The 26,037-nt window shown below is 70.3% G+C and carries 24 protein-coding genes; 7 read left to right on the forward strand and 17 right to left on the reverse strand.

What is annotated here, in order from left to right:
- Positions 1-12 precede the first annotated feature (12 nt).
- Positions 13-1,374, forward strand: coding sequence for an MFS transporter (locus ABEA43_RS25560; protein ID WP_345565541.1), 1,362 nt, complete (start codon positions 13-15; stop codon positions 1,372-1,374).
- Here the strand turns inward: ABEA43_RS25560 and ABEA43_RS25565 are convergent.
- Genes ABEA43_RS25565 through ABEA43_RS25575 form a run of 3 tightly spaced genes read right to left on the reverse strand, consistent with a single transcriptional unit; the run spans position 1,334 to position 5,117 of the window.
- The gene (locus ABEA43_RS25565; RefSeq protein WP_345565543.1) at positions 1,334-3,919 is read right to left on the reverse strand and encodes an ABC transporter permease; all 2,586 of its coding nucleotides are present in this window, start codon (positions 3,917-3,919) and stop codon (positions 1,334-1,336) included. The two genes, ABEA43_RS25560 and ABEA43_RS25565, sit on opposite strands and share 41 nt — an antisense overlap.
- Positions 3,916-4,596, reverse strand: coding sequence for an ABC transporter ATP-binding protein (locus ABEA43_RS25570; RefSeq protein WP_345565545.1), 681 nt, complete (start codon positions 4,594-4,596; stop codon positions 3,916-3,918). Before ABEA43_RS25570 ends, ABEA43_RS25565 begins: the two co-directional genes overlap by 4 nt.
- A complete protein-coding gene (locus ABEA43_RS25575; protein WP_345565546.1) occupies positions 4,593-5,117 on the reverse strand; it encodes a PadR family transcriptional regulator in 525 nt (174 codons plus the stop codon). The genes ABEA43_RS25570 and ABEA43_RS25575 overlap by 4 nt, the downstream gene beginning before the upstream one ends.
- Positions 5,118-5,205: 88 nt before the next feature.
- Between ABEA43_RS25575 and ABEA43_RS25580 the strand changes: the two genes are divergently transcribed.
- The 3 genes from ABEA43_RS25580 (at position 5,206) to ABEA43_RS25590 (ending at position 8,402) form a co-directional block, all read left to right on the forward strand.
- Positions 5,206-5,757: an FHA domain-containing protein gene (locus ABEA43_RS25580; RefSeq protein WP_345565547.1), complete on the forward strand. Its 552-nt coding sequence runs from the start codon at positions 5,206-5,208 to the stop codon at positions 5,755-5,757.
- 122 nt (positions 5,758-5,879) lie between these two features.
- The gene (dacB, locus tag ABEA43_RS25585; protein WP_345565548.1) at positions 5,880-7,424 is read left to right on the forward strand and encodes a D-alanyl-D-alanine carboxypeptidase/D-alanyl-D-alanine endopeptidase; all 1,545 of its coding nucleotides are present in this window, start codon (positions 5,880-5,882) and stop codon (positions 7,422-7,424) included.
- Positions 7,425-7,613: 189 nt separating this feature from the next.
- A complete protein-coding gene (locus ABEA43_RS25590; protein ID WP_345565549.1) occupies positions 7,614-8,402 on the forward strand; it encodes a CAP domain-containing protein in 789 nt (262 codons plus the stop codon).
- Positions 8,403-8,567: 165 nt separating this feature from the next.
- Here the strand turns inward: ABEA43_RS25590 and ABEA43_RS25595 are convergent, their stop codons facing one another.
- From ABEA43_RS25595 to ABEA43_RS25610, 4 genes are read right to left on the reverse strand one after another with little or no spacing between them, the layout of a single operon-like run.
- Complete coding sequence (locus ABEA43_RS25595; protein ID WP_345565550.1) at positions 8,568-9,350, reverse strand: ABC transporter permease; 783 nt, start codon at positions 9,348-9,350, stop codon at positions 8,568-8,570.
- Entirely contained in the window at positions 9,347-10,096 is a 750-nt protein-coding gene (locus tag ABEA43_RS25600; protein WP_345565551.1) for an ABC transporter permease, read from the reverse strand. The genes ABEA43_RS25595 and ABEA43_RS25600 overlap by 4 nt, the downstream gene beginning before the upstream one ends.
- Positions 10,093-10,845 carry an ABC transporter ATP-binding protein gene (locus ABEA43_RS25605; RefSeq protein WP_345565552.1) on the reverse strand — a complete coding sequence of 251 codons (753 nt, stop codon included), beginning with the start codon at positions 10,843-10,845 and terminating at the stop codon, positions 10,093-10,095. The genes ABEA43_RS25600 and ABEA43_RS25605 overlap by 4 nt, the downstream gene beginning before the upstream one ends.
- A complete protein-coding gene (locus ABEA43_RS25610; RefSeq protein ID WP_345565553.1) occupies positions 10,842-11,900 on the reverse strand; it encodes an ABC transporter substrate-binding protein in 1,059 nt (352 codons plus the stop codon). The genes ABEA43_RS25605 and ABEA43_RS25610 overlap by 4 nt, the downstream gene beginning before the upstream one ends.
- A 217-nt stretch (positions 11,901-12,117) precedes the next feature.
- Here ABEA43_RS25610 and ABEA43_RS25615 point away from each other — a divergent pair, with 217 nt between their 5' ends.
- Entirely contained in the window at positions 12,118-13,299 is a 1,182-nt protein-coding gene (locus tag ABEA43_RS25615) for an amidohydrolase family protein (protein ID WP_345565555.1), read from the forward strand.
- Here ABEA43_RS25615 and ABEA43_RS25620 read toward each other — a convergent pair.
- Positions 13,264-14,409, reverse strand: a complete 1,146-nt coding sequence (locus ABEA43_RS25620; protein WP_345565556.1) for a PucR family transcriptional regulator — start codon at positions 14,407-14,409, stop codon at positions 13,264-13,266. The genes ABEA43_RS25615 and ABEA43_RS25620 overlap by 36 nt on opposite strands.
- Positions 14,410-14,497: 88 nt before the next feature.
- Between ABEA43_RS25620 and ABEA43_RS25625 the strand changes: the two genes are divergently transcribed.
- A complete protein-coding gene (locus tag ABEA43_RS25625) occupies positions 14,498-15,436 on the forward strand; it encodes an adenosine deaminase (protein WP_345565558.1) in 939 nt (312 codons plus the stop codon).
- An 88-nt stretch (positions 15,437-15,524) separates the two neighbouring features.
- On the opposite strand, the gene ABEA43_RS25630 is transcribed toward ABEA43_RS25625, so the two are convergent.
- Positions 15,525-15,755 (reverse strand): hypothetical protein, encoded by a 231-nt coding sequence (locus ABEA43_RS25630; protein ID WP_345565560.1) that lies wholly within the window; start codon positions 15,753-15,755, stop codon positions 15,525-15,527.
- A gap of 264 nt (positions 15,756-16,019) precedes the next feature.
- Here ABEA43_RS25630 and ABEA43_RS25635 point away from each other — a divergent pair, with 264 nt between their 5' ends.
- Entirely contained in the window at positions 16,020-17,228 is a 1,209-nt protein-coding gene (locus ABEA43_RS25635) for an acyltransferase family protein (protein ID WP_345565562.1), read from the forward strand.
- Here the strand turns inward: ABEA43_RS25635 and map are convergent.
- From map to ABEA43_RS25675, 8 genes are all read right to left on the reverse strand, one after another.
- Complete coding sequence (gene map, locus ABEA43_RS25640; protein WP_345565564.1) at positions 17,215-17,982, reverse strand: type I methionyl aminopeptidase; 768 nt, start codon at positions 17,980-17,982, stop codon at positions 17,215-17,217. The genes ABEA43_RS25635 and map overlap by 14 nt on opposite strands.
- A gap of 80 nt (positions 17,983-18,062) precedes the next feature.
- On the reverse strand, positions 18,063-18,887 hold the full coding sequence (locus ABEA43_RS25645; RefSeq protein ID WP_345565566.1) for a siderophore-interacting protein: 825 nt from the start codon (positions 18,885-18,887) through the stop codon (positions 18,063-18,065).
- Positions 18,884-19,411: a PadR family transcriptional regulator gene (locus ABEA43_RS25650; RefSeq protein ID WP_345565568.1), complete on the reverse strand. Its 528-nt coding sequence runs from the start codon at positions 19,409-19,411 to the stop codon at positions 18,884-18,886. The genes ABEA43_RS25645 and ABEA43_RS25650 overlap by 4 nt, the downstream gene beginning before the upstream one ends.
- Positions 19,412-19,470: 59 nt before the next feature.
- Entirely contained in the window at positions 19,471-19,695 is a 225-nt protein-coding gene (locus ABEA43_RS25655; protein WP_345565569.1) for a hypothetical protein, read from the reverse strand.
- A gap of 92 nt (positions 19,696-19,787) precedes the next feature.
- Positions 19,788-20,771 (reverse strand): ketol-acid reductoisomerase, encoded by a 984-nt coding sequence (gene ilvC / locus ABEA43_RS25660; RefSeq protein ID WP_345565910.1) that lies wholly within the window; start codon positions 20,769-20,771, stop codon positions 19,788-19,790.
- A 23-nt stretch (positions 20,772-20,794) separates the two neighbouring features.
- A complete protein-coding gene (ilvN, locus tag ABEA43_RS25665) occupies positions 20,795-21,319 on the reverse strand; it encodes an acetolactate synthase small subunit (RefSeq protein ID WP_345565571.1) in 525 nt (174 codons plus the stop codon).
- A complete protein-coding gene (locus ABEA43_RS25670) occupies positions 21,312-23,051 on the reverse strand; it encodes an acetolactate synthase large subunit (protein WP_345565573.1) in 1,740 nt (579 codons plus the stop codon). Before ABEA43_RS25670 ends, ilvN begins: the two co-directional genes overlap by 8 nt.
- A gap of 204 nt (positions 23,052-23,255) precedes the next feature.
- The gene (locus tag ABEA43_RS25675; RefSeq protein ID WP_345565575.1) at positions 23,256-25,844 is read right to left on the reverse strand and encodes a putative bifunctional diguanylate cyclase/phosphodiesterase; all 2,589 of its coding nucleotides are present in this window, start codon (positions 25,842-25,844) and stop codon (positions 23,256-23,258) included.
- Positions 25,845-26,037 lie beyond the last annotated feature (193 nt).

Genomic DNA, 26,037 nt, shown 5'->3' on the forward strand with positions numbered 1-26,037 from the left:
TTCAATGAGGGCATGATCGCACCGGTGGTGAGTGCGCCCACGGTTTCCCGGGGTGTGCGCCTCGGCTATGGCGTCGGCTCCTTCTGCACGGCCACGGTCAACGCCGTCCCTGGCCTGCTCCTGCTCTACTACATGACCAATTTCCTGGCGGTGCCCGCGTGGCTGGCCGGGGTGGTGGTGACCGCGCCCAAGGCATGGGACCTGATCATCAACCCGCTGGTCGGGCGCTGGTCGGACCGGACCAGGTCGCGCATGGGCCCGCGGCGGCCGTGGCTGCTGGCCGGGGCCTGCACACTGCCGATCGCGTTCTTCCTGGTGTTCGCGGGGCCGCCGCTGACGGGGGTCCCCGCCGCCCTGTACGTGGGGGCCTGCTTCATGGCGACGGCGACCGCGTACGCGCTGTTCGAGGTGCCGTACAAGGCGATGCCCGGCGAGATGACGCACGACTACCACGAGCGCACCTCGCTGCTGCAGTGGCGGATGATCTTCATCGGCGCGGCCACCGCGATCAGCGGCGTGCTCGCCCCCGCCATCGTCTCCAGCCAGGGCGCGAACGGCACGGTGGGCAGCTACCGGCTGATGGCGGCCACGATCGCGGTCATCCTGCTGGTCGCGATGTTCGGCTCCTTCTTCGGCACCGCCCGCGCCCCGATGACCGGCGCCCCCGAGGCCGACCGCGGCGGCTGGCGCGAGCAGTTCGCGGCGATCAAGGGGAACTCGGCGTTCATCTGGATCACGGCGCTGGCCTGCACGCAGATGCTCGCCGTGAGCATGATGCTGGCCGCGGCGCCGTACTTCGCCGCCTACACCATCGGCACGCCCGCGGCCACGCAGACGCTGTTCGCGGCACTGGTGGGCCCGATGCTGCTGACGATGCCGCTTTGGGTGCGGCTCTCCAAGCGGTTCGGCAAGCGCGGGGCGATGGTCCTGGCCGCGCTGCTGTTCGGCGGCGGCACGGCGGCGGCCGTCGCCACCCCGCTGTTCGGCCCCCTCTACGCGCACCTCACGATCCTGGTGGTCGGCGTCGGCATCGCGGGGGTGCAGCTGCTGTTGTTCTCGATGCTCGCGGACGTGATCGCGGCGGACGCGGCACGGACGGGCAAGCGGCGGGCCGGCGTGCTGACCGGGCTGTGGACGGCGATCGAGAGCGGGGTCAGCTCGTTCGGCGCACTGATCTTCGGCGTGATCCTGTCGCTGGGCGGTTTCATCGAGTCGGAGCCGAGCACGCCGGTCCAGCAGCCGGACAGCGCGGTGACCGCGGTCCTCATCGGACAGACCGCGGTCCCGGCTGTGATCATCTTCGCGTCGGTGCTGATGACGCTGAAGTACCGCCTCACGCCACCCGTCGGGCCAGGACCGGACGAGTCCGGGTGAGCAGCCCGGCCACCAGGGAGGCCAGCAGCGGCAATCCCAGCACAACCCCCGCCAGGAACAGCCACGGGATGGAGATCGTGGTGGGCCCGGGAGTGCTGAACATCTCCTGCCCGATCGCGGTGTACCTGCGCGTCAGCGGCCGGCTCAGCGCGATGCCGCTGACCGCGCCGCCGGCCAGGCCGACGAGCGCGCCCAGGAGCGCGATGTAACCGGCCTGGGCCGCGACCACCAGCCTGCGCGTCCGCGACGGCCCGCCGACGGCGGACAGGGTGTCGAGGTCCTGGCGCATGTCGGCCGCGGCCAGCCCGGTGGCCGCGAACGTGCCGCCGAGCACCACGATCAGCGCCGCGCCGAGCAGCACCAGGAGCGTTTGGAGCAGGCCGTCGCCGTGGCCTTCGTTCGCGTGGAGGTAGGCGATGCCGCTCACCGCCCTGAGGTCGCGGCCCAGGCGGTCAAGGTCGCCGGGGGGCCGGTTGGTGTAGACGACGCGCTCGGCCACCTGCAGGCCGGCCGCCCGCACGGCCGAGGCCGGGATCAGCGCGCCGGTCTGGGTGGGCTCGGCGCCACTCGACACCACGGCCGGCACCTTGAACACCTTGGCGGGCTTGGTCGCGCCGGCGTCCCAGTTCCTGGCGTCCAGCTCGATCATGCCGTCGCGCACCACCTCGGCGTTGAACGCCACGGCCTTGCCCGCCGCCAGCGCCGCGGCGGCCTGCGGGTCATGGCGGCCCTGGAGGAAGGCGAGCAGCCGCTCGTCGCCGATCGGCAGGAAGAGGAAGGTGTACTGTTCCGGCGCGCAGCGCCGCCGGCAGTCCAGACGAGGCCCGACCGGGCGCAGGAGCAGGCTCCTGCCCCGCGCGTCCGACACCTCCTGTCCCGGGACCAGGGCGGCTCCCGGCAGTTGCCGTTCGATCTCCGCCCGCAGCCCGGCCCACTTCTGATCGTCGAGGCCCCGGCCGCTGATCGCCATGGTCCCCACCGGCTCCACCGAGGTGCGCTCGTCCGCTCGCTGCGCGTACGAGCTGCTGACGCCGATGCCGATGGTGACCGCCACCATGGTGGCCGCCATGACGGCCGCGGCGGCGGAGGCCGTACGGACGCGGTGGCGGGAGGCGTCGCGGACGGACAGGCGCAGGGGCAGCGGCAGCCGCCTGGCCGGCCGCGCCGAGACCTGGATCAGCCATGGCATCAGCGCCACCAGCCCGAGCACGAGCACCACGGCGGACGCGGCGACGTACAGCGAGTCGCGCCGCAGCGCGAAAAAGGTCGCCCCGAGCCCGAGCAGCACCAGTACGAGCCCCAGCAGCGGGCGCCCCGCACGCTTGCGCGCGTCCGCGCCGGCTCGTCCGGCGAGCACCTGGGCGGGGCTCTGCCTGGCGGCCTGGATCGCCGGGACGATCGCCGCGGTCAGGCCGCTGACCACGCCCAGCGCGGCCACGCCGAGCACCGGCGGCCACGGCACCTCCACGGGGCCGTGGGTCCAGTCCATCGAGCGGGCCAGGAGCCACTCCATCAGCACACCCGTGCCGATCCCCAAGGCGACGCCGAGCAGGGCCGCGGCACCGCCGAGCACGAGCCCGTCCGCCAGCACGATGGTCCTGAGCTGCCGGCCGGAGGCCCCCTGCGCCGCGAGCACGGCGAGCTCCCTGCGGCGTCGCCGCAGCCCGACGGCGAAGGCGGGCCCGGCCAGCAGGACGGTCTCCATGACGATGAGGACGACCATGATGCCGAGCATGGCCAGGTTGCGCAGCCCGTCCGGCCGGTAGGTGTTGTCGTCGAGCTCGGCCTGCGTCGGGCTCTCGATCACGAAACGGGAGCTGACGGCCAGTCCGGCCTGGTTCAGCCGCTTGATCTCCGCCCGGTCGACGGGGCCGGGGGTCTCGGCGAGCCAGCCGCTGCTGTCGCCGTCGTTCTGGTGCGACAGGGCGCCTTCCGGCAAGCCGGCCAGCTCCGGGAGCCCCGGCCGGTTCGGGTTCTCGATGACGCCGACCACCAGGACCGGCCGGTCCTTGCGCGTCACCTTGACCGTGCCGCCGATCCGCGCGCCGCGGTCGAGCAGCGCCTGGGTAACCGCGGCCTCGCCGGGGGCGGCGGCGTACCGGCCGGTCACCAGCGGGCGCATCCCCCGGGCCATCGGGTCGCGCAGGTCCACTTCGAGCACGTCGATCCGGTCGTACCGGTCGGTGACGCGGACTTCCACGGCGTTGTTCTGCCAGCGCAGGAAGCGGCCCTGGAGCAGGGTGCCGAGCTCGGCGGCCGTCCACTGACGCTGCGGGCCCTTGGCTGAGCGCGCGCCGAAGCTCTGGCCGCTGTAGTCCTGCTCGACCGGGTCACGGGACGGGAGCGTGGTCAGGCGCGCGTCGGCGGATCCCAGCAGCGAGGGCAGCCTCTCCTGCGGGGTGAGGTCCGTGATGGCGGAGCCGGTGAGCAGCGCCGTGATGGCCAGGACGGGCAGGCCGATCAGCACCATGACCAGCGCGCTGCGCCCCTTCGCGCGCCAGGCGTCCCTGCGGGAGAGCCGCAGCGCGGCGCGGAACGCGCTCATCGGGAGCTCTCCAGCCGCACCGCGTTCGACTCCACGATCAGGCCGTCACGCAGGTAGACCACCCGGTCGGCCCAGGCCGCGTACCGGGGCTCGTGGGTGACCAGCAGCACCGCCGCGCCCGCGTCGCAGCGGGCACGCAGCAATTGCAGGATCTCGTCGCCCGTGGCGGTGTCGAGCGCTCCGGTCGGCTCGTCCGCCAGCACTAACCGTCGGTCCCCGACCAGCGCCCTGGCGATGGCCACGCGCTGGCGCTGCCCGCCCGACAGCTCCTCGGGGAAGCGGTCCGCGACGGCCTCCGCCCCCACCTCGGCGAGTACGGCCAGCGCCTCCGACCTGGCCCGGCCGGTCCTGACGCCGTCCAGCTCCCTGGGCAGCATCACGTTCTCGGCCGCCGTCAGCGACGGGATCAGGTTCAGATCCTGGAAGACGTAGCCGACGCTGTTGCGCCTGAGCCCGGCCAGGTCCTTCACCCGTGCGAGGTCCTCGCCCTCGATCGTCACGCTGCCGGACGTGGGCCTGTCGAGGCCGCCGGCCAGGTTGAGCAGCGTGGACTTGCCCGAGCCCGACGGGCCCATGACCGCCACCAGCTCCCCCGCCGAGACCTCCAGGCTGACGCCCCTCAGCGCGTGCACCTGGCCGTGCTCGCGGGTGACCTCTCGCAACCTCACCACAGTCATGCCTTCTTCTCCTTGGAGGTGTCCTGGGACACGGCCTCGCAGTGATCGAGCCAGCGCTGCTCCGCCTCGGCCTTGAAGATGGACGAGTCGATGACGAGCCGCTGGGCGAGCCCGTCGGCCGCGGCCCGCTTGGCGCGGGTGAGCTCCTGCAGCGCGCGCATGGTGGCCTCGCGCTGGGTCTGGATGACCGCGGCCACGTCGACGTCCGCGCCGGCCACGGCCATCGCGATCTTGATGGCCAGCTCGTCCCGAGGCCGGTCGTTCTGCGCGACGGGGGTGCTGAACCATCGCCGCAGCTCTTCGCGACCGGCCTCGGTGATCGTGTAGACGGCTCTGCCCTGGTCGTCGGCGCCGCCGGGGGCGACCAGGCCGTCGCGTTCGAGCCGGGAGAGCGTCGTGTAGACCTGGCCGATGTTGAGCGGCCAGGTCGCCCCTGTGGACGCCTCGAACTCCACCCGCAACTGGTATCCGTACCGCGGTCCGCCGTTCAGCAGGGCGAGCAGTCCGTGTCTAATCGACATAGATACTGAGTATGCATACTGAGTATGCTTATCGCAACTGATCCGCGTATTCTGGACACGGACCGAGGTTCAGGCCGATACTCGCTACATGAGCTCCACGCATCCGCCCTTTCGCGCCTCCGATGGGGAACGTGACCGTGCGATCGGAGAGCTCAGAGATCGCGCCGTAGAGGGACGGATCTCCCACGACACGTTCGTCGGCCGGGTCGACCAGGCGCTACGCGCCCGCAGCCGTCATGAGCTGGACGAACTCGTCGCCGACCTGCCGCAGCGGCAGACGTTCAGGCAGCGGCTGACCGACGCCGTCGCGTCGGCGTCGGAGTTCACCATCAGGGTGCGGTCGGCGTGGCGGAAGCCCAGGCTGCCCCGGCTGGCCCTGCCGGACGACGAGCGGCTGCGTTACGTGGTGGGCAGGGGGTCGGCGTGCGATCTCGTGCTGTCCGACCTGACGGTCTCCCGGGTGCACGCCGAGTTGCGGCGCGAGGGTGACGAGGGCTGGCTGCTGGTGGATCTGGGCTCGCTCAACGGCACCAGGCTCAACGGCTGGCGGCTGGTGGGCCCGGCCAAGGTCCGGTCGGGTGACGAGATCTCCTTCGGCGACTGCGGCTTCCTGCTGTCCTCGGGCCAGCCGTCCCTGTAAGGACCGCACCGGCCGTCCCTCTGAGGACGGCCCCAGACCCCCATAAATACGGATATTTGCGGATTACAGGCTGACTGCGCTGATTCATGCTCTCATGCGATCCCCCAGTCTTTGGAGACCCCATGCGGCGCACCTCAGCCTCCCTCGTCGCGGGCGCGCTCGTCGCGGCCCTCGCGTGGGCGTCCAGCCCTTCCTCACCGGCCATCGCGCTCGATCCCTCCGCGGGCGTGGCCGACCTGACCCAGGACATCAACCAGATTCTCAGCGACTCGCGGCTCACGATCGCCAGGGCGGGCGTCGTGGTCAAGAGCGCCACGACCGGCGAGGAGCTGTACGCCACCGACGCCGGCAAGCTCCTGACCCCGGCGTCCAACACCAAGCTGTTCACCTCCGCCGCGGCCGTGGAGACGCTCGGGCTCGGCTACCGCTTCCCGACCACCGTGCTGAACGGCGGCCGCAAGGTCGGCTCGGTGCTGACCGGCGACCTGGTGCTGCGCGGCACCGGCGACCCGACCATGCTGGCCGAGGACTACGACGCGCTGGCCGCCGAGGTCGCCGCCGCCGGCATCAAGGTCGTCACGGGCAAGCTGGTGGCCGACGACACCTGGTTCGACGGGCAGCGGCTCGGCAACGACTGGTCGTGGGACGACGAGAGCGCCTACTACGCGGCGCCGATCTCGGCACTGACCGCCTCGCCCGACCGTGACTACGACGCCGGCTCGGTGATCGTCTCGGTGGCGGCCGACGGCGACAAGGTCAAGGTGTCCACCACGCCGGAGACCGACTACCTGAAGATCGTCAACAAGGCCACCGCGGGCGCCGAGACCGACGTGCTCATCGAGCGGCAGCACGGCACGCGCACGGTCGTGATCACCGGCACGGTGGCGGATCCGTACCAGGAGTGGGTGGCCGTGGACGATCCCACGGCGTACGTGTCGGCGTTGTTCCGCAAGTCGCTGGCCAAGCACGGCGTCAAGGTGCTCGGGCCGAGCGTCGCGGGTGCGGCGCCGTCCGGCGCGAAGGAGCTGGCCAAGCACGAGTCGATGACGCTGGGCGAGCTGCTGGTGCCGTTCATGAAGCTGAGCAACAACATCCACGCCGAGATCCTCACCAAGGCCATGGGCCGCAAGGCCGCGAACCAGGGCACCTGGTCGGCCGGGCTCAAGGTCAGCACCGACTTCGCCAAGGCCAACGGGGTGCAGCTGATCAACATGCGCGACGGCTCCGGCCTCTCGCGCCGTGACGGCTTCTCGCCGAGCTCGATCGTGCAGCTCCTGTCCGCCGTACGCGGCAAGCCGTGGTTCACCACCTGGTACGAGTCCCTGCCCATCGCGGGCAACGCCGAGCGCTTCGTGGGCGGCACCCTGCGCAGCCGGATGCGGAACACGCCCGCCGCGAACAACGTGCACGCCAAGACCGGTTCACTGACCGGCGTCACCGCGCTGTCCGGCTACGTCACGAGCGCCGAGGGCGAGCCGCTGATCTTCTCGATCATGCTGAACCAGTACCTGTCGGCCTCGCCGAAGGACATCGAGGACAAGATCGCGGTCCGGCTCGCGCAGTTCTCCCGCGTGACCGCGACCTCCGGATCGGTCCAGCTCCGCGCCACGGACGAAGGTGCGGCGGGCGACCTCGAGTGCTCGTGGCTCAAGCCCGTCCAGTGCTGACGGCTCACTGAGACCCCGGCGGCCCCCTGACGCGCAGGGGGCCGCTATGGTTTACGCGAATCGCGGCGGACCCCATTACGATTCGGCCACTTGGAGCTCCAGGTTACGGGGAGAATTTCCGTACATAGCCCACCCAAGGGGACCAGAATGCGGGTTCGACGCAGTGTCGAGCACCAACCGGAGGACAAGATGCGCAGACCGCTCCAGGCGCTGGCCTGCCTCGGGAGTCTGGCGGCATTGAGCCTCCCCGCCCCCGCCGCCCAGGCCGCGAGCCAGCAGCAGACGACCAGCCAGCTCGCGTGCCGCGTGGTCGCGGTCAAGCCGTTCGTCTCCAAGGGCATGGTGCGCGGCACGGTCTCGCGGGCGGGCTGCGCCGACCAGGCCCGCCTCCGGGTACGCATCACGGTCGCCGTCTCCGGCCCCGACCGCGTCGTCAAGAGCGGCTCGAAGATCGTCGGCAACGGCCGGATCACCGCCGGCGTGCGCTGCACCGCCACCGCCCGCCGCTACTACGTGGTCGCGCTCGACTCGCAGGGCAGGACGAACACGTCACGCTCGGTCAAGCTGTCGTGCGGCCGGCCGGCCTCGAACGGGGGCTTCTCCTCCGCGGCCGAGACGGCCGTCGTCAAGCTCACCAACGAGGCCAGGGCGAAGAAGGGCTGCCGTCCCCTCGTCCACGACGCCAAGCTGCACCTCGCCGCCGAGCGCCACTCGGCGGACATGGCGGCCAACAACTACTTCGACCACAACTCGCGTGACGGGCGCACGTTCGACAAGCGCATCAAGGCGGCCGGGTTCTCCTTCCGCCTGGCCGGCGAGAACATCGCCAAGGGCCAGCCCACCGCCGCCTCCGTGGTCAAGGCCTGGCTGAACAGCCCAGGTCACCGCGCGAACATCATGAACTGCTCGTTCACCCACATCGGCGTCGGACATGCCGCCAAGGGGCCCACCTGGACCCAGGACTTCGCCGCCCACTAGAGCACGAACCCAGAGCACGATCCCCCCAGAGCCAGGGAGCGTCGGGCTTCACCGGCCACACCCCTAGCCGGTATCCCACCGCACGCCCATACGCTCCCCTCCGGGCGGGCCCGGCCGCGCCTCCCCCGCACACAGGACCGCGGCCGGGCCCGCACTTCCTTCAGCTCAAGAGCGCCGGGGCTCGTCCGAGAAGCGGGCCAGCACGAGCGACTCGACCACGCCGACCACCGCGTACGCCAGGATGGACACGGCCGTGACCACCACGATGTCCGCCCACACCTCGTCGTAGCGGAACCCGCCGATCGCCCGCAGGATCTCGGCGCCGATCCCCTGCCCCGTGGCCAGCCACTCGGCGATGAGCGCGCCGATGATCGAGGCGGGCACGGAGATCCTGGCCGAGGCGAAGACCGAGGGCATCGCCGTCGGCACCGCGACCTTGCGCAGGACGGTCAGGCGGCTGCCGCCGTACGCCATGATCAGGTCCGTCGCCTGCGGTGAGGCCGATCTCAGCCCGAAGGCGATGTTCACCAGCGCGGGGAAGAACACCACGATGCCGCCGATGACGGCCACGCCCATCAGGTCCCTGCCGAAGATCAGCGTGATCAGCGGCGTCATGACCACGAGCGGCACCGACCGCAGCAGCATCGCGACCGGCATGAACGTCTGCTCGACGGTCCTGAACAGCACGAACGTGACGGCCACCGCCATCGCCGCGATCATCCCGGTGGTGAACCCGATGGCCGCGTCCCTGATCGTGATGCCCAGCGCGCCGAACACGGCCTCGCGGTGCTCCGCCGAGGCGGTCAGGTAGTCCCAGACCTGCGGCGGGCGCTTGCCCACGAGCGGGCTGATCCCGAACGCCTCCAGCAGCAGCCACCACGCGGCCACGACGATGACCACGGAGGGGACGAGCGGCCCGACGATCCTCAGCACGGTGCGGCCGATCACAGCGATTCCCCTCTCGACCACGGGGTGACCAGGCGGGCGACGAGCGCCACGATCGCGTACCCGAGACCGGCGATCAGGCCGGCCACGAGCGCGAGCCCCCAGGTGCGCGGCACCTGGAACTGCTGCTGGGAGATCATCAGCGAGACGCCGAGCCCCTGGTCGTTGCTGCCCAGGTACTCGCCGATGATCGCGCCGAGCAGCGCGGAAGGAGCGGAGATCTTCAGCCCGGCGAAGGTGCTGGGCAGGGCCGAGATCACCTGTACGTACCGGAGCCTGGCCAGGCGGCCGCCGCCGTACACGGTGATGAGGTCGAGGCTGGCCCGGTCGGCCGAGCGCAGCCCGAGCAGCGCGCCGATGAGCGTGGTGAAGAAGACGGAGATGGCGGCGAGGAACACCACGGTGGCGTCGCCGCCGAGCACGACCAGCACGATGGGGCCGATGGCGAGCAGCGGGACGCAGTAACTGATCACGGCGAGCTGGGTGGCGACGGCCTCCAGCCGGGGCACGAGCAGCACCAGCAGGGCCACGCCGATGGCCAGCCCGTTGCCCCAGAGGAAGCCCTGGACCGCGGCCGACAGGGTGACGGCGGCATTCGGGCCGTAGAAGGCCCAGCCGTCGTGGCCCATGGACTCCAGCACCGTCCAAGGGGTCGGCACCGCGCCGCCGTCGGCGAACACGGTCACGGCGAGCAGCCACCAGAGCCCGATCAGGGCGACGACGCCGATCAGCCCCTGGACACGTCTCATGAGCCGTGCCCGAACAGCAGGTCGCTGAGGTGGTCGTGGATCGCGTGGAACTCGGGGGTGCGCATCATGTCCGGCGTGCGCGGGCGCGGCAGGCCGATCTCCACCATCTCGACCACCCGCCCGGGGCGCGGGCTCATGACGGCGACCACGTCGGACAGGAAGATCGCCTCGCCGATGCCGTGGGTGACCATCAGCGTCGTGGCGGGCTTCTCCGTCCAGATGCGCAGCAGCTCCAGGTTGAGCCGCTGGCGGGTCATGTCGTCCAGGGCGCCGAACGGCTCGTCGAGCAGCAGCACGCTGGGCTTGACCACCAGCGCGCGGGCGATGGACACCCGCTGGCGCATGCCGCCGGACAGCTCGGACGGCCTGGCCTTCTCGAAGCCTTCGAGGCCGACCAGCTTGATCAGGTCGTCGATCACCCGCGGGTCCGGCTTGATCCCGGCGACCTCCAGCGGCAGCCGGATGTTGGCCGCGACGCTGCGCCAGGCCAGCAGCGCCGAGTCCTGGAAGGCGATCCCGAGGTGGTGGCTCCTGCGCAGCTCCTCGGGCGTCTCGCCGTTCACCCGGATCTCGCCGCTGGTGGGCGCCTCAAGACCGGCGAGAATGCGCAGCACCGTGGACTTGCCGCAGCCCGAGGGGCCGAGCAGGGACAGGAAGGAGCCCTTCGGCGTCTGGAGGTCCACACCCTCGACGGCGGTCAGGCCCTTGCCGAACGTCTTGCTCAGCCCCGTGATGCTGATGCCGGTCATGAGAGCTTGAGGCTCGGGTCGGCCTTGTAGACCTCGTCCAGGATCGTCATGTCGAAGAGCTGCTCGGCCTTGATGGCCAGGCCGGCCTTGGCCAGCGAGGCGATGTTCTGCTCGATCAGCTCGGGCGTCATCGTGAACAGGCCGTTGGCCTTGGCGTCGGGGGTGACGACGAGCTCGTTCTGCATCTTGGCCTCCTCGGTCTGCTCCTTGACGTCGAGGTTCTGGTCCTTGCCGTAGACGGTGGCGGCCAGCTCGGCGGCCTTGGCCGGATCGGCGACGGCGTCCTTCCAGCCCTTGATCTCGGCGGTCAGGAACGCCTTGAGCTTGTCGCGCTCCTTGTCGATGGTGTCCTGCGTCACCGTGAACGTCTCGGCGACCAGCGGCAGGCCGGCGTCGGCGAGGAGCAGGTAGGTGGCGTCGTGGCCCTGCATCTTCAGGCGTACGGGCCCGCTGGTGACGAAGCCGACGTAGCCGTCGAGCTGCCCTGAGGTGAGCATCGACGGGTCGGACTGGAACGGCACCCGGGTCACCTGGGCGGCGTCGAGGCCGTTGGCCTTGAGCAGCGCGTTCCAGACCAGCTCGTTGGAGTCCTGGACGCCGATCTTCTTGCCGACCAGGTCCTTGGCGTCCTCGATCGGGTTCTTGCTCAGGGAGATGATGGCGAACGGGTTCTTCTGGAAGGTGGCGCCGACGATCTTCAGCGGCGCGCCCTGCAGGATGGCGGGCGCGGTGATGGTGGGCGCCGACAGGCCCGCCCAGCAGCGGCCGGTGGCCAGGCCGGACTCGACCGAGGTCCCGGAGCCGCCGCCCGACAGCAGCTCGACCTGCGAGAACCCGGCGGCCTTGAAGTAGCCCTTGCTGTCGGCGAAGTACTCGCCGGCGAACTCGACGTTCTTCTTCCAGGAGAGCTGCAGCTTGACCGACCCGAAGCCGCTCGACGAGGTGCCCGATGACCCCGACGTCGTCGTGCCGCTGTCGCCGCAGGCGGCCAGACCGAGCGCCAGACCGGCCAGACCTGATGTCCGCATGAACGCGCGGCGGTCGAGGGTAGCCATAATTCTCCTTGAGCGGCGATGAACATGCAGGTCAGGAAGGTATCTATCGATTATTACCATCGTGTGACGGTGCTTTCGGACGCTGAGCCCCGTTCGCGGTCTCTGACCGGCAACCCCGGAAAACCCCTGGCCACCCCTGTAGGTCCCTACGAGAGGGCCGGGTGAGGACCGTAGATCCCTCCAGCCGCCCTGGGGCTCGGGTAGCGTCGTCCCTGAAATGAGACTCGACGGAATCCCGCTTTGGGACGGTACCGAATTCCGCGGCCCGGTCGATCTGAGCTGGGAGCCCGACCGGATCACCGGCGTGAGCCCGGCCGCGCCGCGCCATGACGGCCTGTGCGTCATCCCCGGCCTGGTGGACACGCACGTGCACCTGGTCGGCTACGCCGGCCACGGCACGCCGCCCGACTTCGCGACCTGGCCGCTGACCACCACGCGGGACGAGCAGGTGCTGCACGGCGTCGCGCACGCCCAGCGGGCCATGCGCCACGGCGTGACGACGCTGCGCGACCTGGCGGGCGACGAGGCCCAGATCGCGCTGCGCCGGGCGTTCGACGCCGGCGTGCTGCCGGGGCCGCGCATCCAGGTGCACGGCGTGGTGGGGATGACGGCCGGGCACAATGACCTGTTCGTGCCGCCCGCCTCCCCGCTCAGGAAGCCGACGGCCGACGGTCCCGACGAGTGCCGCAAGCTCGTACGCACCTGGGCCCGCGCCGACATGGACGGCATCAAGCTCACCACCAGCGGCGGCGTCCTGTCGATCGGCGACAAGAACGGCTGGCGCAACTACACCCGCGACGAGATCAGGGCCGTCGTGGACGAGGCGCACGCGCTCGGCATGCTGGTGGCCTCGCACGCCCACTCGGAAGAGGGCATCCGCGTGGCCGTCGAGGAGGGCGTCGACTCGATCGAGCACGGCACGCTCATGAGCACCGACCTGGCCGAGACCCTGGCCGCCCGCCACACCCCGGTGGCGCCGACGCTGCTGATCAACGAGGCCATCGCCGACGGCCGCGTCCCCGTCACGGACGAGGCCAGGGCCAAGGCCGCCGAGCTGGTCGCCACCCGCAACGTGCTGCTGGCCCAGGCCGCCGCGCTGGGCGTGCGGTTCGTGCTCGGCACCGACGCGAACGGCCACCACGTGCAGTTCGGCGACCAGCTCGCCGAGGTCGTGCACATGACGAGGATCCTCGGCATGGACGCGGAGGCGGCGCTGCGCGCGGCCACCTCGGACGCGGCCGACTCGATCGGCGTGCCGGTGGGCCGGATCGCCCCCGGGCTGGGCGCCGACCTCGTCGTGCTGCGCGGGCGTCCATGGGAGCGCATCGAGGACCTGGCCACGGAGAACATCGTGGCCGTGGTCTCACGGGGCCAGGTCGTCGCGGGCGACCTGCCCTGAGCGCAGCGCCAGGTACAGGTCCGTACGGTCGCGCATCGACGACATCCGCCGCCCGGTCAGCTCCTCGATCCGCTGCATCCGATAGCGCAACGTGTTGACGTGCACGTACAGCTCGTCGGCCGTGCGCTGCCAGGAGCCGCACGTCTCCAGGAAGACGTCGAGCGTGCGCAGCAGCTCCGAGCCGTGCCGCGCGTCGTAGTCCGCCACGGGCCCGAGCAGGTGATCGCGGAACGACCTGCGCACGCTCGACGGCAGCGTGGCCAGCAGCAGGTCGAAGCTGTCGATGTCGGCCACCGACATGATCGAGACCGGCCCCTGCCCGTGCCTGGCCGACTCCATGCCGCGCCTGGCCGTCTCCATCGCCTCGCCGAGCTGTGACACGCTGGCCGTCATCTCGCTGATCCCGGCCGCGATGCTCAGGCCCGGCCGCCCGGCGACCAGGCCGCGCAGCTCGTCGGCCAGGCTCTTGCGCGACGCCCTGCCGTTGACCAGGGCGACCGCCTCCCGTGGCGTGCCGCCGACGATCAGGTGCCGGCCCTTCCTCGCCAGGCCCTCGTGCAGCACCTCCGGCAGGTCGTACGCGATCTGCCCGCCGGTCAGGGTGACCGCGATGGCGGCGGTCGGCAGCCCAGGATCGGCCCCGAGCAGCCGCAGGTGCGCCGACACCTCGCCGGGCGGGATCTGGCCCAGCACGTCCAGCAGCGTCTGCGCCCTGCCCCGCTCGCCCCTGCGCTGCTCGGCGGCGAACCCCTCCACGGTCACGACCTCGGTGATCGCGCCGAACGACTGGTCGGGAGCGGCCAGGACGAGCGGCAGCCGCCTGTGCTCGCACGCCTTGACCAGCTCGGCCGGCAGCTCTCCGAGCACGATCAGCCCCACGACCAGACCGGCCGCGTCGCTGGCCCACAGCGCGTCGGCGAAGCGCTCGCAGTCGGACGGCTCGGTGTACCAGACGCCGCTGGTGAGCACGAGATCGCCGGACTGCAGGTAGCGCTTGGGATCGGGCAGGTCCGTCGGGTACGCGCGGCGGATCTCGCGATCGAGCACCCCGTGACCCGTCACAAGCGTCAGGCGCAGGTCGTCGCGTGCGAGCAGATCCGCCAGCCTCATGAAATCTGATGTTATGCCAGGTCAAGGGGTGAGAGTTCAGAGGTTCGCACGATACCTCCGGCACTCTTGGTCGGGTTTACTCATTGCCATGCGCCCCAAAGCGGAACTCCACCTGCACATCGAAGGCACTCTTGAGCCGGAGCTCGTCGTCGAGCTGGCCAGGCGTAACCGGATCGATCTGCCGACGTACGACGTGGAGGCCATCCGCGCCCGCTACTCCTTCACGAACCTGCAGTCGTTCCTCGACGTCTACTACGAGAACATGGCGGTGCTGCGCACCGAGGAGGACTTCTACGACCTCGCCACCGCCTACCTGCGGCGGGCGGCCGCGCAGGGGGTGCGGCACGCGGAGATCTTCTTCGACCCGCAGGCCCATCTAAGCAGGGGCGTACCGCTGGACGCGGTGTTCGGCGGGCTGTCCGCGGCGCTGAAGGACGGCGGCGTGTCGGCCGCGCTCATCCTGTGCTTCCTTCGCGACCGGGGCCCGGAGGAGGCCGAGCAGGTGCTGCGGGCGGCGCTGCCGTACCGGGAGCGGTTCATCGGGGTGGGGCTCGACTCGGCGGAGGTCGGCTATCCGCCGTCGCTGTTCAGGCGGGTCTTCGACATCGCCGCCGCCGAAGGGCTGCGCAGGGTGGCGCACGCGGGCGAGGAGGGCGGCCCCGACTACGTGTGGGAGGCGCTGGACATCCTGCGGGTGGAGCGGGTGGACCACGGCATCAGGGCGATGGAGGATCCGCAGCTCGTGGCCCGGCTGCGCGCGGAGCGGATCCCGCTGACCGTGTGCCCGCTGTCGAACGTCCGGCTGCGCGCGGTGCCGTCCCTGCGGGACCACATCCTGCCCGCGATGCTGGACGAGGGCCTGGTCGTGACCGTGAACTCCGACGATCCCGCCTACTTCGGGGGCTATGTCGAGGACAACTACGTGGCCTTGCGGCGGGAGCTGGGGATGACGGACGAGCAGCTCGACCGGATCGCCCGCAACTCCTTCGACGCCTCGTTCGCCTATGAGGCCGCGTACGAGGGCTGACCGGCACACAGCTGATCGGCACACAGCTGAGCGTCATACACACAGCGAAGGGGCCCGCCGGGTCGGCGGGCCCCTTCGTAGGTTTGTGTCAGCCGCTCAGGACCGAGCTAAGGAGCTCGTTCAGGAGGTCGAGGTCGAGGATGTCGTTGTCCTCGCCGAAGTTGTTCCACTCGCCGAAGTCCCACTTCTCACCGTCGTCGTGACCGTGGTTGGGGCCGGGCAGGATGCCGGTGTAGGCCGGCGACGCAGCGAGCGCGGAACCACCGAACATGACCATCCCGCCGACGAGCCCCGCCAGGATGAGTCCCGATCTGTACATATCGTTTCTCCTCTGATACCTCTCGACTACTCTCCGTAGCTATCGGGAGAAGATCTGCCCGGCCCTCAAGTTCGACAAACTCCCACAATTTTGCTCTTGACCAGGCTAAACCCGGGGTCTTGACAAAGAGGTGCGGAAGATCGCCCTACTTGACGAATAGGTGTGCGCGGTTGATCGACGCTCTTGGCTTTCATTGCCTCCGCACAACCATGGCGCAAGCGCTTTCCTGGCCTCAGACTGGTGCCTGTCACGGAGGGGCTGATCATGACCACACATTCGGACCCCGTCGAGCGCACGGCCCAGGACCGCCGCCCGGAGCTCGACGCGATGCGCGCCCTCGTGGTGGTCGGGCTGGTGTTCTTCCATGCGTCGCTGGTGTTCGACTCGCGCGACGACTTCTACGTCAAGAACGCCGAGACCACCGACATCACGTTCATCATCGCGGCGCTCTGCGTGATCTGGGCGATGCCGCTGCTGTTCCTCATCGCCGGGCTGGGGTCGTGGCATTCGTTGCGCCGCCGGGGGCCCGGCGGGTTCAGCGTGGAGCGATTACTGCGGCTGGGCGTGCCTCTGGTGTTCGCCACCGCGACGATGATGCCGGTGCCTCAGTGGCTGCGGCTGCGCGCGGATCCGGCCTATCATGAGTCCTACCTGGAGTTCCTGCCGAAGTTCTACTCCGTGCGGCTGGACCTGAGCGACTTCCCGTTCATCCTGAGCGGCCGCTACTTCGAGACCGGCCACCTGTGGTTCGTGGTGCTGCTGCTGACGTTCTCGCTGGTGCTCGCGGCGCTGGCGCGCTGGCTCCCCCTCGACCGCGTCCGTGACCGGCTGGCGGGCATTTCACGGCCGCGCGGCGTCCTGCTGCTGCTCGGCCTGCCCATCGCGGTGATCTGCGCGCTGGTGGGGCTGGAGGAGGCGTTCGGCGGCTGGAGCCGCTGGGCGTACCTCGTGTTCTTCCTGTACGGGTTCGTGTTCGTCACCGACCGGGGGTTCCGCGCGGCGATGCGGCGTGACCGGGTGATCGCCGCCGTGGCGGGCGTCGTGCTGATGGGCGCAGGGGTGCCCGGATTCATCGTCGCCGGCGACATGCCGGACGCGAACGCCTTCACCGACCTGACCCCGCTCGCGGTCGGGGTCCGGACCCTGTACGGGCTGGCCGGATGGTGCTGGGTGGTCGCGATTCTCGGCTTCCTCGACCGCCCGCGCTCCCCGTCGGCCCAGGTCGAGGAGCGGCCGCCCCGGCGGGTGTACGCCTATCTCGCCCCCGCCGTGCTCCCGCTCTACATCCTGCACCAGCCGATCGTCGTGACCGTGGCCTACTTCGTGGTCGGCTGGCGGGCGCCGATCCTGGTCGAGTACCTGGTCATCGTGGCACTCTCGCTCGTGCTGACCGTGGCCGTCTACGACGTGCTGGTACGGCGGACCCGGATCACCAGGTTCCTGTTCGGGATGCGCCCGCCTACGGCAAGGTGAGGACGACCGGGCCGTCCGTCGTGATGGCGACGGTGTGCTCGACGTGCACGCTCCTGCTGCCGTCGCCCGAGCACACCGACCAGCCGTCGTCCGCCATGTAGTAACCGTCGCCGCCGCCGGCCATCAGGCTCGGCTCGATCGCGATCACGAGCCCCGGCCGCAGCCGCAGCCCGCGGCCCCTGGTGGCCTCGTTGGGCACGAACGGCGCCTCGTGCATCTCCCGGCCGATGCCGTGGCCGCCGAAGTCGTTCTGCATGCCGTAGCCCGCGCCGCGCCCGACCGTGGACATGGCGTGGCCGATGTCGCCCATCCTGCCGCCGGGCAGCGCCGCCTGGATGCCCGCGGCGAGCGTCTCCTCAGCGACCCTGATCAGCTTGAGGTCCTCCTCGCGGGCCTGCCCGACCGCGAAGCTGACCGTGCCGTCGGCGTGCCACCCGTCGATGATCGCGCCGCAGTCCACGCTGATCAGGTCGCCGTCCCGCAGCCGGTACGGGCTCGGCAGGCCGTGCAGCATGACCCCGTTCACGCTCGTGCAGATCACCCCCGGATACGGCGTCGCGCCGAACGACGGGTGGTAGCCGAGGAACGACGCCCCCGCGCCGGCCTCCTCGATGACCGTCCTGGCCACCTCGTCCAGCTGTTTCAGCGTCACCCCGGCCGCGGCCCGCTCCCGCACCGCCGCGTGCACCGCAGCCACGACCCTGCCCGCGGCCCGCATCGCGCCGATCTCACCGGCCGACTTGAGTTCGATCACAGCTCCTCCTAGGCGATAACTATACCGGTATTATTATCACGGATGGTGGCCGTGCCGACCGGCGGAGGAGCGCTCGGAGGTCAGTCCATCCCCTTCCTTCCCGGGGTCCAGAAGGGCTTCGTCCGCACGTCCTTGCGCGACCATCCGCGCTCGCCGACCAGGTGCGCGCGGACGGCCTGGATCGTGCGCGCCTCCCCCGCCAGGTAGGCCACCCCGGGCTCGGCTGGCAGGTCCAGCTCCCTGACCGCGTTCACCAGGACCTCGGACCTGGCCGCCGACGCGCCGTCCCGGCACACCCTGACCAGCTCCCTGGGCAGGTCCAGATGCCCGCCGGGCCCCTCGGCCTCCACCGCGCCGTACGCGACTCCGCCCGGCGGGAGCGCGCGCAGCATCGCCCCGAACGCCACCGAGGCCGTCTCCTCCCCCGCGAACAGGTGGTACGGCGCCTGCTCCCGCAGCACGAACCCGCCGTCCGGCCGGGTGAAGGCGACCTCCTGACCGGGCTCGGCGTTCCTGACCCAGGACGCGCCGGGCGAGTCGCCGCCGTGGTCGTAACCGATCAGGTCCATGGCCTCCCAGGACGGGTCGTACGCCCAGATCGAGTACGTGCGCAGCACCCCGCCCAGCAGCCCGCCACCCTCGATCAGCAGGCGCACGTGCTGGCCGGGCGTCCAGGCCAGCCCCGCGAGCGCCGGCCCGCCGATCCTGACCCGGCGCATGCGCTCGGTCAGCCGCTCCACTTCGAGCACCTCGCCGCCGACGAACATCCGGTCGAGCAGCCTGCGGGCCACACCCTTACGCACCTTGCCTCCTTGTGCGCCCATCCGCACCGTGCCTCCTTGTGCGCCCATCCGCACCGTGCCTCCTTGTGCGCCCATCCGCACGTTGCCTCCTTGCGCGCTCATCCCCGTCTCCGCGGATCGAGCTGCTCGATCCGGTGACGGGCGTCCACGAAGACCTCCTGGATCCGCTCGACCACCCTGGGGTCGCCGTGCGCGTGCGCGAGCGTCTTCACCGCGGCCTTGACCAGGCGCAGCGCCGGGCCGACGATCTCCGCCGCCTCGGGCTCGCGGAACATCCCCCACTCGCTCCTGCTGGCCGCCCGGCCCCACAGGCGCTCGATGTCGTCGGCCTGCTCCTCGACGGCCCGGCGGCCGTCCTCGGTCGCGTGGTAGACCTTGCGGCCGTCCGCGGGCTCGACGCGTACGAGACCTTCGTCTTCGAGCAGTTGCAGGGTCGGGTAGATGGAGCCGGCGCTCGGCTCGTAGGTGCCGTTGAAGCGGTCGGCGAGGCGGCTCATGACCTGGTAGCCATGGCCGGGCTGCTCGGCGATCAGGGCGAGGATGGCCAGGCGGAGCTCGCCCGGCCCGAAGAAGCGGCCCGTGGGGCCACGCCCGCCCGCGCCTGAAGAGCGACGCGCGTTCATCATGTGTCGGATGCTATATCGAACGATATAGCGAAGTAAACAAAAGCCCGTGGGCGGGCTGCTCAGTTACGGCGCCGCAGCGTGACCCCTGCGTCGATCAGCCGCTTGGCGTGCTTCTTGTGGACCGCCTGACGGGTGATCCCGAGCGCCTCGGCCACCTGCGGCCACGTCCAGCCGTCACGCATCGCCTGCTCGACGGCGGCGTCCTCCAGCTGATCGGCCAGGCGGCGCAACGCCACCACGGCCGCGAGCCGGTCTGCGGACTCAGGGATCTCTTCTGCGGCCATGCGGGCAATCTAGTTGACCCGCTCCGATTAGTCAACCAAGGTTGCTTATCCGGAGTGGCGGGCGAGTGACCGCCCGCCACCCCGGACTCGTGTTACGCCTTGAGCCAGCTCATCATCGGGCGGAGCTTGGCGCCGGTCTTCTCGATCGCGTCCTCGGCCAGCTCCTCGCGGTGCCGCGTGAACTCCTTCTGGCCGCCGTCGAACTCGTCGACGAGCTGGCGCGCGAAGGTGCCGTCCTGGATCTCGCCCAGGATGCGGCGCATCTCGGCGCGCGTCTCGTCGTTCACGACGCGCGGGCCGCGGGTGTAGCCGCCGTACTCGGCCGTGTCGGAGACCGACCAGTACATCTTCGAGATGCCGCCCTCGTACATCAGGTCGACGATCAGCTTCATCTCGTGCAGGCACTCGAAGTACGCGACCTCGGGCTGGTAACCGGCCTCGATGAGGGTGTCGAAGCCCGCCTTGATGAGCTCGGAGACGCCGCCGCACAGCACGGCCTGCTCGCCGAACAGGTCGGTCTCCGTCTCCTCCTTGAACGTCGTGCGCAGCGCGCCGGCGCGGGTGCCGCCGATGCCCTTCGCGTACGACAGCGCCAGGTCCAGCGCCTTGCCGGAGGCGTCCTTCTCCACCGCCACGAGGACCGGCACGCCGCGCCCGGCCTCGAACTGCCGGCGCACGAGGTGGCCGGGGCCCTTCGGGGCGACCATGCACACGTCGACGCCCTCGGGCGCCTCGATGAGGCCGTAGCGGATGTTCAGACCGTGACCGAAGAACAGCGCGTCGCCCTCGACCAGGTTGGGGGCGACGTGGTCGGCGTACAGGTGGCGCTGGATGTGGTCCGGCGCCAGGATCATCGTGAGGTTGGCCTCCTCGACCGCCTCCGATGGGGAGAGCACGCGCAGGCCGTCGTTCTCGGCCTTCTCGCGGCTCTTGGAGCCCTCGGGCAGGCCGACGCGCACGTCCACGCCGGAGTCACGCAGAGAGAGCGCGTGGGCGTGGCCCTGGCTGCCGTACCCCAGCACGGCCACGTGGCGTCCCTGGATGATCGACAGGTCGGCCTGGTCGTCGTAGTAAATCTCGGTCACTTGCTCAAAACCTTTCAGGCGGTACGGTCCAGTGCCCTGAGGGACCGGTCGGTGATGGAGCGGGCGCCGCGGCCGATGGCCACCATGCCCGATTGGACGAGTTCTTTGATCCCGAACGGCTCAAGGACCTTGACGAAGGCTTCGAGCTTGTCGGGAGTGCCGGTGACCTCGATGGTCACGGCGTCGGACGCCACGTCGACGCAGCGGGCCCGGAAGAGGTTGACCAGCTCCAGCACGTGGGAACGGCTGTCGGAGTCGGCCTTGACCTTGATCAGCATCAGCTCGCGCTGGACGGACTGCGTCGGGTCGAGCTCGACGATCTTGAGCACGTTCACCAGCTTGTTGAGCTGCTTCGTGACCTGCTCAAGAGGCAGCTCCTCGACGCTGACCACGATGGTCATCCGGGAGATGTCGTCGTGCTCGGTGGGCCCGACGGCCAGCGAGTCGATGTTGAAGCCCCGCCGGCTGAACAACGCGGAGACGCGCGCCAGCACGCCCGGCTTGTTCTCCACAAGCACGGAAAGAGTATGCCTACTCATCCTCGTTCTCCCACTTAGGCGCCATGTCTCGGGCGATCTTGATGTCGTCGTTGCTCGTGCCGGCCGCGACCATGGGCCAGACCATGGCGTCCTGGTGGACGACGAAGTCGACCACCACAGGCACGTCGTTGATCTCCATGGCCTTCTTGATCACGGCGTCCACGTCCTCCGGACGCTCGCACCGCAGACCCACGCAACCATAGGCCTCGGCCAGCTTGACGAAGTCCGGGATGCGGCGCGTCGTCTGCAGGTCGGTGTTGGAGTAGCGCTGGTCGTAGAAGAGCGTCTGCCACTGGCGGACCATGCCGAGATTACCGTTGTTGATGATGGCGATCTTGACCGGCACGCCTTCCAGCGCACAGGTGGCGAGCTCCTGGTTGGTCATCTGGAAGCAGCCGTCGCCGTCGATGGCCCACACGGTGGAGTCGGGCCGGCCCATCTTCGCGCCCATCGCGGCCGGGACGGCGAAGCCCATCGTGCCGAGGCCGCCGGAGTTGATGAACGTCCCGGGGTTCTCGTAGCCGATGAACTGCGAGGCCCACATCTGGTGCTGCCCGACCCCGGCCACGTAGTACGTGTCGGGCCCGGCGATCGCGCTCAGCCGCTCCATGACGTACTGGGGGGCCAGCGTGCCGTCCTCGAACGTCTCGTAACCCAGCGGGTACGTCTGCTTGTAACTGTTGAGGGCGGTCCACCAGTCGGCGTAGTCGCCCTGCTGCCCGGAGGTCTGGATCACGTTGAGGAGGTCGGTGATGACCTCCTTGCAGTCGCCGACGATCGGCACGTCGGCGTGCCGGTTCTTGGAGATCTCCGCCGGGTCGATGTCGGCGTGCACGATCTTCGCGTACGGCGCGAAGGACGACAGGTCGCCCGTGACGCGGTCGTCGAAGCGGACGCCGAGGCCGATGATCAGATCGGACTTCTGCAGCGCGCCCACGGCCGACACGCTGCCGTGCATTCCCGGCATGCCCATGTGCTGGGGGTGACTGTCGGGGAACGTGCCCCTGGCCATCAGGGTGGTGACGACCGGGATGTGGGTCAGCTCGGCGAGCTGCAGCAGCTCGGCCGACGCGCCCGCCTTGTGGACGCCGCCGCCGACGTACAGGATCGGGCGCCGGGCCTCGGCGATCAGCTTGGCGGCCTCACGGATCTGCTTGGAGTGCGGCCTGGTGACCGGGCGGTAGCCCGGGAGCTGCATGATCGGCGGCCAGCTGAACGTGGTGTCGGCCTGCAACGCGTCCTTGGAGATGTCCACGAGCACCGGGCCGGGCCGGCCCGTCGAGGCGATGTGGAACGCCTCCATGATCGTGCGCGGGATGTCCAGCGGATCGGTGATCAGGAAGTTGTGCTTCGTGATCGGCATGGTGATGCCGGAAATGTCAGCTTCCTGGAAGGCGTCGGTGCCGATCGCCTTGCTCGCCACCTGCCCCGTGATCGCCACGATCGGCACGGAGTCCATGTAAGCGTCCGCAATCGGCGTCACCAGGTTCGTGGCGCCGGGACCGCTGGTCGCCATGCACACCCCGACCCGGCCGGTCGCCTGCGCATAACCTTCGGCCGCGTGCCCCGCACCCTGCTCGTGACGTACGAGCACGTGCCGGACCTTGGTCGAATCGTAGAGAGGATCGTAGGCGGGCAGAATGGCACCGCCGGGGATCCCGAACACGGTGTCGACTCCCACGTGCTCCAGCGCCCTCACCAGGGCCTGTGCACCTGTCATCCGTTCGGTCATCGGCTCGTTCCTTGCGTGACTACTCGCTTAAGGACATAAAAAATGCCCCGTCCCACCAGGTGGCGGGGCTGGGGCGGCGCGCAGGTCGTCGTGCTTCGCTATCGGCCTGCGCGCCGGCGAAGTACTACGAGAATCTCACTGCGAAGCATGGCTTACACCATAGCCGCTCCGAACGCCCTAGTGTCAACTTGGTGGACACAAGTCTCAAACAGTGAGACTCGTCCGCATCAGGGAGTCCACGCCGCGCGCCGCCATCGGGCGTGCCACCAGGAAGCCCTGCCCCTTCGTGCACCCCATTTGCTTGAGCAGCTCCAGTTGCTCCGGCCGCTCGATCCCCTCGGCCACCACGATGAGCCCGAGGTCGTGGCCGAGCCGCACGATCGTCCGGGTGAGCAGCGTGAGCGTGTCGTCCTTGCCGAGCCCCGACACGAACGAGGGATCGATCTTGATCATGTCGACGGGGAGCTGCCTGAGGAACGCCAGCGACGCGTAGCCGGTGCCGAAGTCGTCGATCGCCAGGCGTACGCCGAGGGCCCGCAGCTCGGACAGCCGCTTGATCGTCTCCTCGGCGTCCTCGACCAGCATCTCCTCGATCACTTCGAGGGTGAGCGCGGAGGCGGGCAGCCCGCTCTCGGCCAGCGCCTCCTCCACGGTCTCGACGAACCTGGGCGCGGTGATCTGGCGCGCCGACAGGTTCAGTGACAGGCCGATGTCCCAGGACGAGGCCCGCCAGGCGGCCACCTCGCGGCACGACTCGCGCAAGATCCACTCGCTCAGCGGCACGATCAGCCCGGTGTCCTCGGCCGGGCCGAGGAACTGCTCCGGCGGCACGAAGACCGACCCGCGCCACCACCGCACCAGCGCCTCGACGGCCGTCACGCGGGACGTGGCGAGGTCGACGACCGGCTGGTATTCGATCGCGAACTGCTGCTCGATGAGCGCGCGCTGCAGGTCTGCGGCCAGCTCCAGCCTGCGTACGACGTCGGCGTGCATCTGCGCGGCGAACACCTCCACCCGCCGCCCGCCCAGCTCTTTGGAGCGCGCCATGGCGACATCCGCGTTGCGCATGAGGTCGCCGGCGGGCAGATCGTCCTCGGTGAAGGCCACGCCCACGCTCGCGGTCAGCGCCACGTCGCGGTCGGCGACGCGGAACGGCTCCTGCGAGACCGCGCGGACCAGGCGTTCGGCCAGATCCACCGCGACCTGAGCGTCACCGCCCGTCTCCACCAGGACCGCGAACTCGTCGCCGCCCCACCGGGCCAGCGTGTCGTCGGCGCGCACGGCGCTCCGCAGCCGCCTGGCCGCCTGGCCGAGGAGGTAGTCGCCGCTGGCGTGCCCGACAGAGTCGTTGACCGAGGTGAACCCGTCGAGGTCGAGGAAGATGGCCGCGACGTTGCCCGAGGTGCGGCCGGAGAGGACCTCGCGGGTGCGCTCCTCGAAGTAGGCGCGGTTGGGCAGGCCGGTGACGCCGTCGTGGAAGGTCAGGTGGGCCACCTGGTTGCGCAGCGCCTCTTCGTCGCTGATGTCTCTCGTCGTCACCAGCATCAGCTCGTCGCCGCCGACGTGGCGGGTCGCGACGGACTCGGTGGGCCGCCAGGTGCCGTCGGCCGCGCGCACCCGGCAGGCGATCAGGCAGGCGCCGGGCGAGGCGCTCTCCTCGTCCAGGCCCATGGCGCGCAGCGCGACCTGGATGCCGGGCACGTCCTCCGGGTGGATGTAGTCGAAGATCGACCCGCCGACCAGCTCGTCGGGACGGTAGCCGTAGGTGACCTCGACGCCGGGGCCGATCTCGCGTACGACGCCTTCGTAGTCGCACAGGAACACCACGTCGCCCGTGCTCTCGGCCAGCTCCCTGACCTGCCGCTCGCCCGACTTGACCAGGCCGCGCAGGCGCATGTTGGTCGCCGACACCACGAACAGGCGCACCAGCAGGAGCAGCACCACGGAGACCGCGACCACCACGACGCCGGTCACCGGCTGCTCGGGCCCCGCGCCCGCCAGGTGGGCGAGCAGCGTGCAGGCCGCCACGGCGACCAGCGCCATCGGCGCCAGGGCGACCACGTTGCCGAGGGCGGACCTGTCCGCCTCGGCTACGCGCGGGCCCCACGGGATGGCCGCGAGCACCAGGAACGCCACGGGCGCGAGCAGCACCGTCCAGAGGTGCGGGTCGCCGCCGCCGAGCCTGGCCACGCCGGCCGCCAGGCCCGCCACGGTCATGGTGACGAGCACGCCGAGACCGGCCAGCGCCAGCACCCGCGCGGACGACCGGCTGGCCAGCACGGACGGGATCACCGCGCAGGCCACCAGCAGCCCGATCATCGGCGGCAGCATGACGAGCGAGAACGCGGCGGGGTCGGTGTCGGCGTAGACGTCACGCAGCGCCACGACCCAGCCGATCAGGAAGAGCGAGGCGGCGCACAGGTAGGCGTCGGTGATGTGCCGTAACGTGACCCTGGCCGGGAACTTGCGGTCGGCGGCGATCAGCGCGCCGCCCGCCGTGACCACGGTGCCGAGCAGCACGAACAGGTCGGCGAAGCTGACCACGAAGCTCTCGGCGAACGGGTGCAGCGACACTCCCGCGGCCCAGATGACGGCTCCGCCGCCCATCCAGCGCGCGCCGAGCGCCATCGGCCGCTGCGCGGCCGGGCGTACAGAGGCGAACAGCAGTGAGGCGGCGGCGATCAGCGCCGCGAGCCCGCCGGCGATCGCACCGGTGAGCAAGGCGTCGCCGCCCACCAGGAGTGCGGCGGCGAACGCCACCACACCTGCCGCCGCGGCGGCGGTCAGCGGCACCCGTGGATCACCCCAGCGGATCACAGTCGTTGCCCATCCCGTCTCGAACTCTGCACCCATGACCGCCGAAGCCCAGCGGAGCACTTCGCCAGTGTGTGCGGTCGTGGGCGCGCGGGTGGTGACAACGCCGATGTCGTCACCGATCTGATAACCACACAGACCAATTGCCGCCAAGAGTTCCTTGACAGTGAGT

The organism is Nonomuraea rosea (genome assembly GCF_039539705.1).
GTDB classification, from domain to species: Bacteria; Actinomycetota; Actinomycetes; order Streptosporangiales; family Streptosporangiaceae; genus Nonomuraea; species Nonomuraea rosea.